The sequence below is a fragment of the Rhizobium sp. AAP116 genome, from assembly GCF_001295785.1.
Lineage (GTDB): Bacteria > Pseudomonadota > Alphaproteobacteria > Rhizobiales > Rhizobiaceae > Allorhizobium.
Genome location: NZ_LJIB01000022.1, coordinates 24,288 through 40,179 on the forward strand (window position 1 = coordinate 24,288; position 15,892 = coordinate 40,179).

Below are 15,892 nucleotides of genomic sequence, written 5' to 3' on the forward strand. Positions count from 1 at the left end.
TGTTTCTTCGCGATCACCGAATGTTAATGATGCGCCGCAACACTGGCCCCTGAGATATTGTCCGGGTTTTCCAGTGATCATTGCGTTTCGCTCCGTTTCATTCCTTGCTTTTCACGGTTTGGCAGCGAGCCTCGTGTTCGGCTTAGCGCTCCCTGTTCATGCCGCTGACGCAGTGTCCGTTCAGGCGGCCAAGGCTTCTGCCGATCTCGCCTGGCTGATGGCGGCGGCCGGCATGGTGATGATGATGCAGGTGGGATTCCTGCTTCTTGAAGCCGGCATGGTGCGCTCGAAGAATTCCATCAATGTCGCCCAGAAGAACCTCCTGGATTTTGTCTTCGGCGTTGTCGGCTTCGCAGTCGTGGGTTTCATGCTCGCCTTCGGTCGCTCCGGCTTCCTGCCGGTCGGGCTCGATCCTGACTATTTCCTGCTGCAGGGCCTAGATAGCTGGCTCGCCGGGTTCTTCGTCTTCCAGGTGATGTTCTGCGGTACGGCGGCGACCATCGTTTCCGGTGCCGTCGCCGAGCGCATGACACTCTCGGCCTATGTTCTCGGGTCAATCATTCTGTCGACGCTGATCTATCCAATTTTCGTGCACTGGGTCTGGGGAGCGGCGATCGGGCCGAACTCAGGTGCCTTTCTCGCCAATCTCGGCTTCGTCGATTTTGCCGGCTCCACGGTTGTGCACGCCACGGGTGGCTGGGTAGCACTTGCTGCATGCCTGGTGATCGGCGCAAGACGCGGGCGTTTTGATGCCGAGGGACGCCCGGTACGCCTTGCTGGCAACAATCCGGTTCTGGCGACCACCGGGGGCCTCATCCTGTTTTTCGGCTGGATTGGCTTCAATGGCGGTTCCACCCTGGCAGCCAATGCGGATGTGGCGCCGATCATTCTCAACACGGTTCTCGCCGGCGGAATGGGCACCTGCGTCGGCTATGTGATCGGTGCGAGGCAAGATGGTGTGGTGCTGCCGGAAAAGGCGCTGTGTGGCATGCTGGGTGCGCTGGTCGCCGTCACGGCGGGCTGCCACCTGCTTGAGCCGGGTGGGGCCCTCATCACGGGCGCGCTCGGCGCCATCGTCGCCATCGTCGGCAACCAGTATCTCGAAGAGAAGCTCAAGGTCGACGATGCCGTCGGAGCCGTCGGCGTGCACGCTTTCGCCGGTGTCGCCGGAACCGTGGCACTTGCACTGCTGGCGCCGGTCGATCGGCTGCCGCTCGGTGGACGATTCGATCAGCTCTACATCCAGATCTTTGGCTCCGCGCTGAACTTCTACTGGGCCTTCGGCCTCGGCTATGCCTTCTTCTGGACGCTCGACAAACTCGTGCCGGTTCGCGTCACGGCCGAGGCCGAAGACATCGGCCTGAACGTCGCCGAACATGGGACGCGGCTCGGTGTCGGCCATGTCGAGGACGCTCTTTCAAAGCTCGTTTCCGGCAAGGCCGATCTGGGCGACCGGTTACCGGTCGATCCGGGCGACGAGGCGGAGAAGCTGACCCGGCTGTTCAACCACCTGATGGACAATATCCAGCAACAGGAACGCAATCGAAGCGTACTCGAATCCCAGGTCCGCGACCAGGAAGAGGCGGATCGGGTGTCGGCGCTCGCCAACGCCACCTTTGAAGCGATCGTCATGCACGAAGGCGGCGTGATCATTGACGGCAACGAGCAGTTCGAGGTGCTGACTGGTCGCAAGATTGCAGATCTCATCGGAACGTCGATCCTCGATGTTGTCGACCAGACCGGGCGGCGCATGCTCATCGAGGATCCCAATCCGGCGCCCGACGTGTCGCGAGAGTTCCAGATCGTCCGCGCCGACGGCTCAAGCATCCCGATCGAGGCTCGGGGCCGCAATATAGAATATCGCGGCCGGCATATCCGGATCAGCTGCCTCGTCGATCTTCGTGAGCGCAAGGCCGTCGAAAGCCGCATGCGCCATCTGGCGCAGCACGATCCGCTGACAGGGCTTGCGAACCGTGCGCTGTTTACCGAAACGCTCGCCGCCCATGTCAAACAGGCGAATGACGGGTGGGGTTGCGGGGTTCTTCTGGTCGATCTCGACCATTTCAAGGACGTCAACGATCTTTACGGGCACCCTGCTGGCGACGAGGTGATCAGAGAGACGGCGCGGCGTCTGTCCGCAGCACTCGGTCCCGCCGACATGGCGGCTCGCCTCGGCGGTGACGAGTTCGCGATCATCCTCGGCAATTGCCATTTCGAAGCCCAATGCGAAGATTTCGGTCGCCGCCTGGTCGAAGCCTTCCGGCAACCCTTTGACACCGGCCAAGGCGAACGCATCAAATGCGGTGTCAGCATCGGTGGTGCGCTTTGCCCGGAGCATGCGGGCGAGCTCGACGAACTGATCGGCCGTGCTGACATCGCCCTCTATCACGCCAAGAAGTCCGGTCGGAACACGTTCAGATCCTACCGCAGGGGCATGGACGAACTGATCGAGAAGCGACGTGCGCTCGAAGCCGATATCGAGCGCGGACTGGAGCGCGGTGAGTTCGAGCTCTATCTCCAGCCTCGGGTGTCGGCATCGGATGCTCTGATCGTCGGATACGAGGCGCTGGTGCGCTGGAAACATCCGGAGCGCGGCATGGTGCAGCCGGGTGATTTCATCCCGGTCGCCGAGGTGTCCGGCAAGATCATCGAACTGGGAGAATGGGTACTGATCGAAGCCTGCCGTCTGGCAACCGATTTCCCAGAGCATCTGCATATCAGCGTCAACGTCTCGCCGGTACAGTTCCGCCATCCGCAGTTTCTGGAACGGATCGAAGCGATCCTGGATGCGTCCGGGGTTTCGCCGCATCAGCTGGAGCTTGAGATCACGGAGAGCGTGCTGATCGACGACGATCAACGGGCGCGCCTCATTCTCGGCCATCTGAAGACGCTGGGCTTGAGGATTGCGCTCGACGATTTTGGCACCGGCTATTCGTCGCTCAGCTATCTGAGCCGCTACCCCTTCGACGTGATCAAGATCGATCGCAGCTTCGTGTCTGCCCTCGGCACAGAGGAGACCGCCGACGCCATCGTCCGCACCATCATCGATCTCGGCAGCGGGCTCGGCATGCGGGTCGTGGCGGAAGGTGTGGAGACGGTGGACCAGGCTCGTTACCTGAGCGTCGCGGGCTGTGACGAGCTGCAGGGATATCTGTTGGGCCGGCCTCAGCCGCTCGACAGCGTCGCATCCGAGGTGAGCGCAGAGGTTGTCTCCGAGCTGACCAGTGTCGCGCGGCTGGCAGCGCATCGCCACAAGCGCCTGTCCCGAACTGGGAGCGAGACAGGGCTCGCTCTGGCGGCAAACGGCAACTGAAGGTTCTTGCCGTTTGCAGAAGTGGGGCGCCAGCGAGGCTGCCGCGCTGGATCGTCAATGGATCAGGCGGCGCGCGCCAGTTCCTCGACCTTGGCCTTGGCTGAAGCCACGGCCTTTTCGGCGGCTTCCGGACCGTATGCCACGCCTTCGACATAGACAGTCTCGACCAGCTCGATGCCGAGGAAGCCGAGGACCGTCTTGAGATAGGGTTCGGCATGGTTCATCGGGGCGCCGGGGCCGGAGGAGTAGATGCCGCCGGCGGCGAGCACCAGATAGGCCTTCTTGCCCTTGGCGAGGCCGACCGGGCCGTTTTCCGTGTAGCTGAAGGTGAGGCCGGCACGGGCTATGTGGTCGATCCAGCTCTTCAGCGAAGAATAGATGTTGAAGTTGATGAGGCCGGTGCCGATGACGATCGTGTCGGCGGCCATCAGTTCGGCGACGAGCGCGTCGGAGATGGCAACAGAAGCGGTTTCTTCAGCGGTGCGTGCATCGGCCGACTTGCGGATCGCAGTGGTGAAGGCGCCGTCGACGTGGTCGAGCTGGGTTTCGACGAGATCCCGGCGGACCAGCGTACCGGTTTGACCGGCGAACTTCTCGGCGAGCTCGGTGGCGATCGCGTTCGAGAGGGATTCCGAGCCGCGCGGGCTGGAGGTGACGAGAAGGATGGAAGACATGTGCAATTCCTCGAATGGTGTGGGCCCTTGGGAGCAGGCCTGCCATGCATCTATGTCCGAGCACGCATCAATGAAACTGTGATAATCTAGATCGGTCATATCGAATAACTGGATGGATGCCCGATCGCATGGATGCCAATCCCACTCTCGACCAGTTGCAGGTCTTTCTCACCGTGGCTGACACCGGAAGTTTTTCGGCCGCCGCCCGGCAGCTCAATCGCGCCCAATCCGTGGTGAGCTATACGATCGGCAATCTCGAAAGCCAGCTCGGCGTGACCCTGTTCGAGCGGACCGGCACACGGCAACCAAAATTGACGGAAGAGGGCAGGGCCATGCTGACCGATGCCCGCCGCATCGTCGGTGATCTGCAGGTGATGCGCGCCAAGGTGCGCAGCATGCATCAGGGGCTTGAGGCGGAACTTTCGGTTGCCATCAGCGTGCTCGTCCCGACCGGCGCCATGCTGGCGGTGCTCCGCGAATTTCAGCGGCAGTTTCCGTCCGTTTCGCTGCGGCTGGAAGTGGGCGAACTCGGGCGGCTGGTTGAGCTGGTGATGAGCGGCAGGGCGACCATCGGCATCGGCGGTGCGCCGACCCGGCAGGACGACACGCTGATCGTCACCCGCATCGGCCACAATTTCCTTCTGCCCGCGGCGGCGGCCGATCATCCGCTCGCTGAGCGCAGAGGCACGCTGTCCCTGCAGGATGTGCGTGAGGAAACCCAGATCGTCGTCAGCGACGCCTCGGATCTGACGTCGGGGCGTGATTTCAACGTGCTGTCGTTCAAGACCTGGCGGGTGAGCGACATGGCAACCAAACATCAGCTGATTCGTGGCGGTCTCGGCTGGGGCGGGCTGCCGGCCTCGATCATTCGCGAAGACATGGCAAGCGGCCGGATCGTGCATCTCGATCTGCCGGCTTATGAGCAGGGGTCTTACAATCTCTATGCCATCAGGCGGACCGACAATCCGCCGGGCCCCGCCGGAACCTGGCTGATCCGGGCCTTCGAAGAACAGCTTTCGAACTGCCCCATGGATCTGGCATCCCCACCGCCACTTGCAACGGCAGTTTAAGGAATCGATTCAACATCCTGAATCGACTCCGTTCTTGATGGATCAGCATCATGCTGGCCCTGCTCAGAGCATCAGCCGGAACTTCGCGAAACCTTCCGCCGCTTCGCCTGCATCTTCGATTTGGCCGCCCTTGAAGTCGGCGAGGAATTCGCGTGCCTTCGGGCCGGTCTCGAAGATCACGCTGGTCTCGCCGATCGGTGCAAACGACCAGTTGCCGTCGGCGGACGGATTGATCGTGCCCTGCTCGACGATGTAGCGGACGATGATGTCACGGTTGGTATCCGGGCCGACAAAGATCACCTTGTCGGATGCAATCTCCGGGAACTTGCCGCCGCCGCCGGCGCGGTAGTTGTTCGTCGCGACCGCAAAGGTCTGGCCGGGGTCGATCGGCTTGCCGTCGAATTGCAGGTTGACGATGCGGCTTGATTCCGGATGGACGACGACGCCGTCCTTGTCGTAGCGGGCGGGCTTGGTGAGATCGATCTGATAGGTCACGCCGTCAATGACGTCGTAATTGTAGGACGGGAAATCCGGATTGATCAGGGCCGCGTCCTTCGCGCCCTTTTCGACCTGGTTGAAGATGCCGGCCGACATTTCCAGCCAATTCTTCACCTGCTCGCCGGTGATCGCCACGGCCTGGATGGTGTTCGGATAGAGATAGAGGTCGGCGACGTTCTTGATCGCGATGTCGCCGGCCGGCACGTCGGTGAAATAATCGGCGCCGCCACGACCGCCAGCCTTGAACGGGGCCGCCGCCGACAGGACGGGCAGATCCTTGTGAGGCCCATCCTTCAACATGTCCTTGATGTACCAGGACTGCGCAATCGAGACGATCTGGATCGACGGATCGTCGGCCACCAGCGCAAAATAGGAATAGAGCGGCGCAGACGACTTGCCGACGGGGGTGCGCACATAGTCGAGTGTCGCCTGATGCTCTGTCGCGACCGAGGCGATGACCTCGGGCTTGTCCTTGACGTCGGCCACGACCTTGTGGTTGTCGTCGCGATGATAGATCGGGCGTGCCTCGCAGGTGAAGTCGACGATCTTCCAGCTTGCGCCGTCCTTTTCGAGAAGCAGGTCGATCAGCCCCATATGCGAGCCCCAGAATCCGGCCATCACGGCAGGCTTGCCGAGCAGCGTGCCCTTGACGGCGTCCGCGCCAGGCACGTCCTCGAAATCCTTCGGGCCGGGGAAGACGAGATGCTGGTGGCCGGTGAAGATCGCGTCGATACCTTCGACGCCTGCGAGATACAGCGAGGCATTTTCCATGCCCTCTGTCTCGCCTTGCCCGTCGATCCCGGAATGCGAAAGGGCAATCACGATGTCGGCGCCGTCCTCCTTCATCTGCGGCACCCAGGCGCGGGCCGCCTGCAGGATGTCGCGCGTCATCGCCTTGCCCTCGAGGTTCTTCGCATCCCAGAGCATGATCTGTGGTGGCACGAAGCCGATGAAGCCGACCTTGATCGGGCTGGTGGCCCCGGATCCGTCGCGGATCTGCTTTTCGATGATGTGGTAGGGCTTGAAATAGAGTGGATCCTGCTTGGGATCGGCCGCAAGCTGGCCCTTGGTCAGGTTGGCACAGACGAAGGGAAACTGCGCACCCGCCAGCGTGTTGAACATGAAGTCGAGGCCGTAGTTGAATTCGTGATTGCCGAGCGTGCCGCAGTCATAGCCGAGCACGTTCATCGCCTTGATCACCGGATGTACGTCGCCTGGCTTCATGCCCTTCTGATAGGCCATATAGTCGCCCATCGGATTGCCCTGCAGGAAGTCGCCATTGTCGATCAGCATCGAATTGCCGGCCTCGGCGCGGATGGAATCGATCAGGCTTGCGGTGCGCGAAAGGCCCATCGTGTCGTTCGGCTTGTCGGCATAGTAGTCGTAAGGCATCACGTTGACGTGGATGTCGGTGGTCTCCATCAGCCTGAGATGCGCCTGATTGCCATTGGCACGCGCCGCAAACGGATGAAGCGTGATTAGCGCCGCGGAGGCCGCGACGCCGCTGAGGAAAGATCGGCGGGAAATCGGATGAAGATCGAACAAAGACGGCATGGGGGCCTCGCGAAGAACAGGTTCTGAAAGCGACAGAGGTTAAGTCGCTTTCAAGAGGCTTGCACCTGTAAAATGACAGGGGTGAGACGTGCCGTGGCCGTGTCTAGTTCGGCACGAGGTTCCGCGGATCCCGATGGAAGTGGCGGAAATAGGCGGTGACCTGCGCAACCGCATTGGTGGTCTGCTCGAATTCGAGCCCCATCTTGCCGGCGCGGTACCAGCGGACGGTGCATTCGATGTGACCGAGTTCGGCGCAGCTGACGGTAACAGTCGCGCCGCGCTTGGCTTCGATCCAGCCCTCCAGATGCAGGGCCATGCCGGTTCGGGAAATGTCGAGAATACGGACGTTGAACTTCTGGCCGATGAATTCCAGCCTGCCCCTGATGTGACAGCGGATACGGTGGCTTCGGCGGCCGTCCGGATTGAGTTTGGCAGCAAGCATAAAATTGCGCTCCGTCAAATTGATGAAAGAAACGCAGAAAACCTCGGTCAGGCGCCTTAACGGCATCTGGCCAAGGTCATTAGAATGCGAGCGATCTCCTCAGGAGATTTTGGGTGTTTTGCCAGTTATGCGGGGTGTTTACCGTTAACTTCCGCTCGGCAGGGTCAGCCGCGCAGGACCGGCCGGACTTCCTGGTGGTAGTTGCGGAAATAGGCCGCGACCTTGGCGATCGAGTTGCTGTTCGGGCGGAACATGATGCCGATCCGGCCACCATAATTCCAGCGTACGACGCCTTCGAGATGGCCGATATCCGCGTTCTCGATGGTCACCTGGCTGCCGGCGGCGGCGGTCAGCTTGGTTGCGAGTTCCAGAGCAAGTCCGGTGCGCGAAATATTGATCACGCGCGCATCCGCCTGCTGCTGAAAATAGCGGATCTTGCTGTCGATCCGGCAGCGGTTGCGGGGTGATTTGCGAACATCCATACCGAGATTATTGCTCATGATGCCGTCCTGAATAGAAAAAGGAATGGCACGAACCTACGCCCGATCTGTGAGAACGGTCTAAACCAATTCATTAGGATTTTCAGGATCCTTCATCAAAGACCCACATTTGGACGTTCGATCACTTCGCGCAGCGCAAAGCTCGAATTGATCTTCACCACATGCGGCAGCGCCGAGAGCCAGTCGCGATGGATGCGCTCGTAATCCTCGAGATCCTTGGCGGCCACACGCAGAATGTAATCGTATTCGCCCGACATCAGATAGCACACAAGCACGTTCGGACAGCGCTTCACGGCGGCCTCGAATTCGGTCAGCGTCTTGGCGAACTGGCCGGACAGCGAGATGTGCACGATCACCATCATCTTGTAGTCGATCGCCTTGTGCGACAGGCGCGCATGATAGCCGCTGATCACGCCCGATTTTTCGAGCATGTCATGGCGTCGCGAGCAGGCGGAGGGCGATAAGCCCACCGTTTCGGCGAGCTCGGCATTGGTCATCCGTCCATTCTCCTGAAGCGCCTTCAGAATGGCACGATCAATGGCATCCAGTTCCGCCATTCGTAGATTTCTCCGTTTTGCAGCTGCCTGACGCAAGAAGCTGCGAATTGTCTGATGTCCCAGGCTTCACTTTGCAAGGACATTTTGCGCGGAGAATGTTTGAATTTCCGTATCTGAAACAAAGCAGCTTCGGCTGCGAATAAGAGAGAGGAACGCTTCATGCGTGTCGGTTGCCCGAAGGAAATCAAAAACCATGAATACCGTGTCGGTCTGACCCCCGGTGCCGTCAGAGAATATGTGGCTCATGGCCATGATGTCCTGATCGAAACGGGAGCAGGCGCCGGAATCGGCGCAGACGACCACGCCTATATCGCCGCTGGCGCGAAGATCGCAGCCTCGGCCAAGGACGTCTTCGAAAAGTCCGACATGATCGTTAAGGTCAAGGAGCCGCAGCCCTCCGAATGGGTGCAGCTGCGCGAAGGCCAGATCCTCTATACCTATCTCCACCTTGCGCCGGATCCGGACCAGACCAAGGGGTTGTTGGACTCGGGCGTGACTGCCATTGCCTATGAAACTGTAACCGACGAGCGTGGCGGCCTGCCGCTTTTGGCGCCGATGTCGGAAGTCGCCGGACGCCTGGCGATCCAGGCGGGTGCGACGGCCCTGCAGAAGGCTCATGGCGGCCGCGGCATCCTGCTTGGCGGCGTGCCGGGCGTGCTGCCGGCCAAGGTCACCGTCATCGGTGGCGGCGTTGTCGGCCTGCATGCGGCCAAGATGGCCGTCGGTCTCGGCGCCGATGTCACAATCCTCGATCGCTCGCTGCCGCGTCTGCGCCAGCTCGACGACATCTTCGGCGGTCGCGTTCACACCGTTTACTCCACCATCGATGCGCTTGAGCAGGAAACCTTCTCCGCCGATCTCGTCATCGGCGCGGTCCTGATCCCCGGTGCGGCTGCCCCGAAGCTCGTCACGCGCGAGATGCTGTCCGGCATGAAGAAGGGCGCTGTCATCGTCGACGTCGCCATCGACCAGGGCGGTTGCTTCGAGACCTCGCATGCCACGACCCATTCCGATCCGACCTATGTCGTCGACGGCATCGTGCATTACTGTGTCGCCAACATGCCGGGCGCGGTTCCGATTACCTCGGCGCATGCCCTCAACAATGCAACGCTGGTCCACGGTCTGGCGCTCGCCGATCGCGGTCTGCGCGCGATTGCCGAGGATCGTCACCTGCGCAACGGTCTCAATGTTCACAAGGGCCGGATCACCAACAAGCCGGTGGCCGATGCTCTGGGTTATCCGGCCCATGCGCCGGAATCCGTACTCAACGTTGCGTAAGGCTGCACTCTCCGGTCGCCTCACGCTGCGTCAGGTCCGCGAATGTAACGTGTAAAGCGGCCGATCCGGGCCGGCCTTCCCATCGGCCGGCCCGTTTTTTTATGCCTAGATCAAGGCAGATCGGGCCGGCTCTTCGGCTCATGCATCGGGCAGCCGATCAAGGCGCTGCGCTTTGCCGCCGCCACCGGATAGACCTCCCTGCGGGCGCGCATGACATTGCCGAGGGGTCGATGCTGCTCGATGCCGCGCCATGGGCGGAAGGTCAGTCCGTCATCGACGGCACGCGAACGACCTTCCGACCAGCCCGTCTGCGGCGCAACACTGATGGTCGCGATCTCCAGATAGGGGCTGTCTTCCTCTGGCCAGACGACGGAAGCATCCTCGATCGGCTGTGTTTCGAGATTGCGACAGAGCTGTGCGCGCAAGGTCCATTCTCCGCCATCGCGCGCCATCACCTCGGCAACCGCTTCGCGCAGCACGTCGGGACCCTCGGATAGATCGATCCTTTCGTCGACCAGGCGCTTGAAGCTCTCGGACCGCGGCACGATGTCGAGCTTTGCCACATAGTCGCCGAAGCGCAAGGGAACCTGGGTGTAGTAGTGCTCGCCGAGTGGATGGGTCTCCGGATAGCCGCCCATCGCCTTCAACGCTCCGGCATCCGCGCCCATGGCTTCCAGTCCACGGACGATGGGTCTCAGGATCCAGCTGAGCGCACTCTTGGCCCATTCCACCCGATCGGTGGTGCGGGAAATGAGTTTCAGGTTTTTGGCAAAACCTGCGGCATCCGGTGCAGCAAAAGCCGGCGCGGAGGCAAAGAGGAAATCCTGCGTGAGATCGCCTTCGCTGCCTGGCAACCGCGTGCCCTCGACGTCGAAGAGCTTGATGGCGAAACCGCGCGGCAGTGAAACACTGTCGCGCAAGGGATCGCCAGGGATGGTGGATATGCGGATGATCGCCGGATAGGTCCGACCCGGTTCGGCGAAGATCCCCTGCCGCAGTTCGGCCGAAAGATCCGGATGGACGGTGACAGAGGCTTCGAGCAGGGCGTGGCTCTTGGCATGTACGCTGCGCTGCGCATGGCCAAGATCCTCGTGTGTCTTCTCGATGATGTAGAGCATGCTCTCCTTGATATCCTCGATCGCCTCCTTTTCGTCGGCGGAGGGACTTTCGAGGTCGGCATGGTAGCGGATTGGCGGGGTGGGCTGCATCAAGGGCTCCGTTCTCTGTAGACAAGCGGACGGAACGCAGCGCCAGTGACCGGGGTTCCTCAGAGACGAAAGGCCGTTGCTTCAGCCCCGCCCGCTGCGATCAAGAGCATGGGTCGCGATGCGTCGCACACGAGGCCATGCCCGACCGTCGATCAGGGCGAGGCCGAGAAGGATGATCGCCATGCCGGTAAAATCCTCCGGATCAAGGCGTTCACCCAGAAAGACGGCGCCGAGCATGATGGCGCTGACTGGGATCAGGAAGGTCACCAGCATGATATTGGTGGCGCCGGCGCTCGCCAGAATGCGAAAGAAGATGACATAGGCAAGCGCAGTCGAGATGAGCGCGATGGCGATCACGGCGGCGATGGTGGCAGCACTTGGAGCCGGAAGGGTCCAAGGGTGATCGAAAGCCATGGCGAAGATCAGCATGACGACGCTCGACGCCGTGAGCTGGCCGCAGGCGGTGACCATCGGGCTGAGCCCCCAGAGCCGAAACCGACGGCCATACACGCCTGCGAAAGCGTAGGAGAGAGCGGCGCAGAGGATGGCGATCTGTGCGAGCAGATCCTGTCCAAGTTGGGACAGCGAAGATGAGCCGATCATCACGGCAACGCCGGCAAAGCCCACAAGCACGCCTGAGAGGCGGTTACCCGTCATCTTCTCGTCGCTCGTCAGCAGATGCGCCACAACCACGCCGAACAGGGGCGTCGTGGCATTCAGGATCGAGGCGAGGCCGCTTTCGATATGGGTCTGCGCCCAGACGATCAGGCTGAAAGGCAGGATGTTGTTGAGAAGCCCCATGCCGAGAAAGCCGAGCCAGATCTTCGGTGAAGTCGGCGTGTGTTTTCCGGAGAGGCGCACCACGGCGTGCAGGGCAAGGGCAGCAAGACCAACGCGCGCTGCGACGATCGTGAGCGGCGGCAATTCGCGAACGGCAACACCGGTGAAGAAGAAGGATCCGCCCCAGATGACGGAAAGCAAGAGCAGCAGGCCCCATTCGGTGGCGGTCATGGAGGGGCGGGCGGTAGTCATGCTTGTCTCCGGCTGTCGCTCACTGCCGTGTCGCCGCGCTCGATCCGGCATTGATAGCAGTTATTGCGTGCCGATCGGACATGCAGATAGGCGATCCCTGGACTGGCGAGAAGTTCCTGCGCCCGAGCGATGATGGCCTCTGTCTGGACCACGCTACCGCTGCCGTAGACGATCCGGTCGTCCGCGCCATAGCCGCGCACGATGTAGTCGGGGCTTTCCAGCATCGGCGGCAGGACGTCGCTCGCTTCATAGCCCGGGCAGGCATCGGCATGCAGGAAGACCGGCCCGGTCTCGGCATAGGGCTGGAGCGTCGGAAAAGGGCGATAGGCGAGCGTCAGATAGGCCTCACCTTCGGCAATGACGCCTAGGCAATGGCGGCAGGGATAACCGCCGGGGGAGATGCGACGCTCGGGCGCGAGCCCATAGGCGTCGGGGGCCCCCTGACGATAGGCTGCGGCCTGTTGCGAAGGCATGGCGAGAAAACGGAGATCGGACATCATGGAAGCCTCATGTCGACAGTTGAGATAGGCTAGCTTCTGTCACTGAGGCATCTGCGGCCACCCGATTCCTGCGTGCGTTCGTGCGGTCAGAAATGGTGCTTCTCTCTCGCCGCATCTCTGCTGTAGAGAATGGGCGAGGTATTAGGGGTTCGGGGTCTCTCATATGCTGTCGCTCAAGTCCGTCACAACAGTCATGCTGGCCTTCGCTGCAGCATGGCTTTTCCAGCCAACCACGCGTGTTCAGGCAGAAGATTTGACTGCCGAACAGGTGGAGGAAGGCCAGCAATTCGTCGTCAACAATGCCATCTTCATCCTCTTCCACGAGGCCGGCCACATGCTGGTCTCCGAGTTCAATCTGCCGGTGCTCGGACGCGAGGAGGACGCGGTCGATGCGCTCTCCTCTGTGCTATTGCTCGGCGCCGAGGACGAGGATCTCTACACGACCATGCAGGATGCCGCCGATGGCTGGTTCCTGCTCGATGAAGCCAATGAGGATGGTCCGCAGGAAGATGACTTCATGGGCACCCATGGCCTGGATCGCCAGCGTGCCTATTCGATCGTCTGCATGATGACCGGGGCGAATGCGGAGTTCTTCGATGAGTTTGCCGACTCGCTCGAATTTCCCGAGGATCGTCGCGAGGAATGCCTCTTCGAATACGAGAAGGCGCGCGACAGCTGGATGAGCCTGCTCGCTGCCAACATGAAGGAAGGCGCCAAGACCCGCTTCGACGTCCGCTACGAACCGGCGGGTGACGCGGATCTGCAGGCTTTTGCCGATCTGCTGAAGAGCGCTGGCGCTCTGGAGACGATCGCCACCGTCTTCGGCGAGGGCTACAATCTGAAGGACGGCATCAAGATCACCGGCACGGCCTGTGGCGTTGAGAATGCCTTCTGGGATCCAGAGGCGCGCGAAATCACCTACTGCTACGAGATGGCCGCCTTCCATGCCGGTCTCATCGCCAACTGGTTCGAGAATCAGGGCTCGGAGGACACCTCGAGCGACGACGACACGACCGGTTCCGGCGATGAGGCGACGTCCGTCAAGCTGAAGAGGAAGGAATGAGCGACGGCGGCGTCAGCCGTCGCGCTTGATGAGCGCCAACAGCTCCTGATCGGTCAGGGGATCGACCAGGGCGTCATAGGTGCCGACGGGCGAGAAGCCAAACTGCTGGTAGAGCTGCAGCGCGCGCGGATGGTCGAGCGAATTGGTGGTGACGGTGACTGTCTTCGGATTGCTCGCCCATGCGGCATAGAGACACTGGAGCAGGAACCACTTGCCGATGCCGAGCCCCAGCGCATGTTCGAAGAGGCCGAAATAGGAGAGCTCGACGAGATCGTCGCTTTCCTGGGAGAGCTCGTAGAAGCCGGCCGGCGCGCCGTTCACATAGAGAACCGAAATCGACACCTTCTGTGCGTGGATGATCGCCTTCAGCTGCTCGTCGGGCAAACGCAGGCGCTCATACCAGTGCCAGCGTGCACCAACCTGGCGGTGCAGGAAGCGGTAGAAGGAAAGCGGGATTTCATGCGTGCGCATGATTGCCGTCTGAATGTTGACCGGCACCGGAAGGCTGGATTTCGGCGGGGCCGTCATTTCGAGCCGCGTGACATGGGCGGTCAGCGGCCCCGACGTCTTCGAGCTGAGCGATGAAGCGTCGCCGGTGACGACAGGCGTATCGGTCTTCGACCCCCATTCCGACCAGGAGCCGTCATAGAGCGAATTGTCGGTATGCCCCAGGCTTTCGAGCGCCAGCGTCACGACGGCTGCCGTCACACCTGAGCCGCAGGACGTCACAACCGGATTGTTGAGATCGATACCGGCACTGGTGAAGATCGAGCGCAGGGTGGCGAGATCCTTCAAGCGGCCGTTTTCCGACAGCGATGATGCAGGCACGCTGCGTGCCCCGGGGATGTGGCCGGAGCGCATGCCTTCGCGGGGTTCGGGCTCTTCGCCGGTGAAGCGGCCGGCCGGACGGGCGTCGGCAATCTGCTTGTCGCCCTCGTCTGAAATCGCCGACATCTGGTCGAAGGAGGTGAGTCTCGAGCGGTCGAACTGCGCCTCGAAGGTAACAGGTGCCGGTTCCGGCAGGTCGGTTTCAAGCTTTCGCTCTTCCGCCTTCCAGCCATCGATGCCGCCTTCAAGCACGTAGACGCGCCGCGCGCCCATGACACGGAACATCCACCAGACACGCGGCGCCGAAAAGAAGCCGGGACCATCATAAACGACGATCGTATCCTCGGCGGAAATACCGAGCTGGCCGACGGCCTGGGCAAAAAAGGAGGGCGACGGCAGGGAATGGGGCAGGCCGGTGGTGGTGTCGGCAATCACGTCCTGATCAAAGAAGACCGCACCTGGAATGTGGCCGGAGGCATATTCCACGGCGCCGTTGCGGTTATGAGCCGGCAGATACCAGGAGGCATCGACGAGCTTGAAGCCGGGAGACCCGAGGTTCTTTTCCACCCAATCCGCCGAAACGACGAAACGGCTTCTTTCACCGGACATGCACTTCTCCCGTAAGTTCCTATGGCTTAGGTCTCCGGGGCTCCAAAGCGAATGCGGAACCGGCGGTTCTCCTTGCCCTTCTTTTCGATCTTGGCGATATGAATCGCACCGACCTCCTGGGTCTCGGAAACATGTGTGCCCCCGCAGGGCTGACTGTCAACGGCGGAATGCTCGCCGATACAGACCAAAGACACCCGACCAAGGCCGACAGGCGGGCGGACATTCTTCGACTTGACGATGCCGGGGTTGGCCGCGAGCTCCTCGTCGGTGATCCACTGGAGATAAACGGGGTGATTTTCGCCGACGAGCTTCATCAGGTCTGCCGTCACCTGGTCCTTGTCGATCGTCTCTGACATGTCGAAATCCACCCGGCTTTCCTCTTCGCCGACGGCCGCACCCGTGATCGGATAGGAGCAGACGACGGAGAGCAGGTGGCAGGCTGTGTGCATGCGCATCAGCTTGTAGCGGCGCGCCCAGTCGACATGCAGCACGAGCTTTTCGCCGACTGCGGGCAGAGGTTCGCCGTCGAGAGGGCGGTGCAAAATGATATCCTTGCTGGCGCCGTGGCGCGTCTCGGCAAGCTGGATGTGGCTGCCATCCTCCCGCTCCAGGAAACCGGTATCGCCCGGTTGCCCGCCGGAGGCCGCATAGAAACAGGTCTGGTCGAGTTCGACCGCGCCGTCTTCATGCACGGCCGTGACCACCGCTTCCGCCGTCGAGAGATAGAAATCGTCGCGGTAGAGGGCGATGGTGGTCATAGCTATGC

Annotated in this window: 14 protein-coding genes; 4 read left to right on the top strand and 10 right to left on the bottom strand. The window is 61.5% G+C overall.

The window, feature by feature from the left end:
• The first annotated feature begins 133 nt into the window (after positions 1 to 133).
• Positions 134 to 3,313, top strand: coding sequence for an ammonium transporter (gene amt, locus IP85_RS13010; RefSeq protein ID WP_054150133.1), 3,180 nt, complete (start codon positions 134 to 136; stop codon positions 3,311 to 3,313).
• Positions 3,314 to 3,375: 62 nt separating this feature from the next.
• Here the strand turns inward: amt and IP85_RS13015 are convergent, their stop codons facing one another.
• Positions 3,376 to 3,987: an FMN-dependent NADH-azoreductase gene (locus tag IP85_RS13015; protein WP_054150110.1), complete on the bottom strand. Its 612-nt coding sequence runs from the start codon at positions 3,985 to 3,987 to the stop codon at positions 3,376 to 3,378.
• 128 nt (positions 3,988 to 4,115) lie between these two features.
• Here IP85_RS13015 and IP85_RS13020 point away from each other — a divergent pair, with 128 nt between their 5' ends.
• On the top strand, positions 4,116 to 5,057 hold the full coding sequence (locus tag IP85_RS13020; RefSeq protein ID WP_054150111.1) for a LysR family transcriptional regulator: 942 nt from the start codon (positions 4,116 to 4,118) through the stop codon (positions 5,055 to 5,057).
• 63 nt (positions 5,058 to 5,120) lie between these two features.
• Here IP85_RS13020 and IP85_RS13025 read toward each other — a convergent pair whose 3' ends face one another.
• The 4 genes from IP85_RS13025 to IP85_RS13040 form a co-directional block, all read right to left on the bottom strand.
• Positions 5,121 to 7,109, bottom strand: coding sequence for a bifunctional 2',3'-cyclic-nucleotide 2'-phosphodiesterase/3'-nucleotidase (locus IP85_RS13025; RefSeq protein WP_054150112.1), 1,989 nt, complete (start codon positions 7,107 to 7,109; stop codon positions 5,121 to 5,123).
• A 103-nt stretch (positions 7,110 to 7,212) separates the two neighbouring features.
• Positions 7,213 to 7,551 carry a PilZ domain-containing protein gene (locus IP85_RS13030; RefSeq protein WP_054150134.1) on the bottom strand — a complete coding sequence of 113 codons (339 nt, stop codon included), beginning with the start codon at positions 7,549 to 7,551 and terminating at the stop codon, positions 7,213 to 7,215.
• A 164-nt stretch (positions 7,552 to 7,715) separates the two neighbouring features.
• Entirely contained in the window at positions 7,716 to 8,051 is a 336-nt protein-coding gene (locus IP85_RS13035) for a PilZ domain-containing protein (protein ID WP_054150113.1), read from the bottom strand.
• Positions 8,052 to 8,146: 95 nt separating this feature from the next.
• Positions 8,147 to 8,608 (bottom strand): Lrp/AsnC family transcriptional regulator, encoded by a 462-nt coding sequence (locus IP85_RS13040; protein WP_054150114.1) that lies wholly within the window; start codon positions 8,606 to 8,608, stop codon positions 8,147 to 8,149.
• 159 nt (positions 8,609 to 8,767) lie between these two features.
• Between IP85_RS13040 and ald the strand changes: the two genes are divergently transcribed.
• Complete coding sequence (gene ald, locus IP85_RS13045) at positions 8,768 to 9,886, top strand: alanine dehydrogenase (protein ID WP_054150115.1); 1,119 nt, start codon at positions 8,768 to 8,770, stop codon at positions 9,884 to 9,886.
• A gap of 110 nt (positions 9,887 to 9,996) precedes the next feature.
• Here ald and IP85_RS13050 read toward each other — a convergent pair whose 3' ends face one another.
• The 3 genes from IP85_RS13050 to IP85_RS13060 form a co-directional block, all read right to left on the bottom strand.
• Positions 9,997 to 11,094 (bottom strand): catalase family protein, encoded by a 1,098-nt coding sequence (locus IP85_RS13050; RefSeq protein WP_054150116.1) that lies wholly within the window; start codon positions 11,092 to 11,094, stop codon positions 9,997 to 9,999.
• Positions 11,095 to 11,175: 81 nt separating this feature from the next.
• Positions 11,176 to 12,126 carry an EamA family transporter gene (locus IP85_RS13055; RefSeq protein ID WP_197278011.1) on the bottom strand — a complete coding sequence of 317 codons (951 nt, stop codon included), beginning with the start codon at positions 12,124 to 12,126 and terminating at the stop codon, positions 11,176 to 11,178.
• The gene (locus IP85_RS13060) at positions 12,123 to 12,623 is read right to left on the bottom strand and encodes a DUF1203 domain-containing protein (RefSeq protein WP_054150136.1); all 501 of its coding nucleotides are present in this window, start codon (positions 12,621 to 12,623) and stop codon (positions 12,123 to 12,125) included. The genes IP85_RS13055 and IP85_RS13060 overlap by 4 nt, the downstream gene beginning before the upstream one ends.
• A gap of 166 nt (positions 12,624 to 12,789) precedes the next feature.
• Between IP85_RS13060 and IP85_RS13065 the strand changes: the two genes are divergently transcribed.
• Positions 12,790 to 13,689, top strand: a complete 900-nt coding sequence (locus IP85_RS13065) for a DUF4344 domain-containing metallopeptidase (RefSeq protein WP_054150117.1) — start codon at positions 12,790 to 12,792, stop codon at positions 13,687 to 13,689.
• A gap of 12 nt (positions 13,690 to 13,701) precedes the next feature.
• Here the strand turns inward: IP85_RS13065 and sseA are convergent, their stop codons facing one another.
• Both sseA and IP85_RS13075 read right to left on the bottom strand, forming a co-directional pair.
• Positions 13,702 to 15,126, bottom strand: coding sequence for a 3-mercaptopyruvate sulfurtransferase (gene sseA, locus IP85_RS22675; RefSeq protein ID WP_054150118.1), 1,425 nt, complete (start codon positions 15,124 to 15,126; stop codon positions 13,702 to 13,704).
• A 26-nt stretch (positions 15,127 to 15,152) separates the two neighbouring features.
• Positions 15,153 to 15,884: an alanyl-tRNA editing protein gene (locus tag IP85_RS13075; RefSeq protein ID WP_054150119.1), complete on the bottom strand. Its 732-nt coding sequence runs from the start codon at positions 15,882 to 15,884 to the stop codon at positions 15,153 to 15,155.
• Positions 15,885 to 15,892: the final 8 nt, after the last annotated feature.

Excerpts from the sequence above, each read along its gene's own strand:
- IP85_RS13015 (WP_054150110.1), bottom strand. The coding sequence starts at position 3,987 with ATGTCTTCCATCCTTCTCGTCACCTCCAGCCCGCGCGGCTCGGAATCC.
- IP85_RS13020 (WP_054150111.1), top strand. The coding sequence starts at position 4,116 with ATGGATGCCAATCCCACTCTCGACCAGTTGCAGGTCTTTCTCACCGTG.
- IP85_RS13025 (WP_054150112.1), bottom strand. The coding sequence starts at position 7,109 with ATGCCGTCTTTGTTCGATCTTCATCCGATTTCCCGCCGATCTTTCCTC.
- IP85_RS13030 (WP_054150134.1), bottom strand. The coding sequence starts at position 7,551 with ATGCTTGCTGCCAAACTCAATCCGGACGGCCGCCGAAGCCACCGTATC.
- IP85_RS13035 (WP_054150113.1), bottom strand. The coding sequence starts at position 8,051 with ATGAGCAATAATCTCGGTATGGATGTTCGCAAATCACCCCGCAACCGC.
- IP85_RS13040 (WP_054150114.1), bottom strand. The coding sequence starts at position 8,608 with ATGGCGGAACTGGATGCCATTGATCGTGCCATTCTGAAGGCGCTTCAG.
- ald (WP_054150115.1), top strand. The coding sequence starts at position 8,768 with ATGCGTGTCGGTTGCCCGAAGGAAATCAAAAACCATGAATACCGTGTC.
- IP85_RS13050 (WP_054150116.1), bottom strand. The coding sequence starts at position 11,094 with ATGCAGCCCACCCCGCCAATCCGCTACCATGCCGACCTCGAAAGTCCC.
- IP85_RS13055 (WP_197278011.1), bottom strand. The coding sequence starts at position 12,126 with ATGACTACCGCCCGCCCCTCCATGACCGCCACCGAATGGGGCCTGCTG.
- IP85_RS13060 (WP_054150136.1), bottom strand. The coding sequence starts at position 12,623 with ATGTCCGATCTCCGTTTTCTCGCCATGCCTTCGCAACAGGCCGCAGCC.
- IP85_RS13065 (WP_054150117.1), top strand. The coding sequence starts at position 12,790 with ATGCTGTCGCTCAAGTCCGTCACAACAGTCATGCTGGCCTTCGCTGCA.
- sseA (WP_054150118.1), bottom strand. The coding sequence starts at position 15,126 with ATGTCCGGTGAAAGAAGCCGTTTCGTCGTTTCGGCGGATTGGGTGGAA.
- IP85_RS13075 (WP_054150119.1), bottom strand. The coding sequence starts at position 15,884 with ATGACCACCATCGCCCTCTACCGCGACGATTTCTATCTCTCGACGGCG.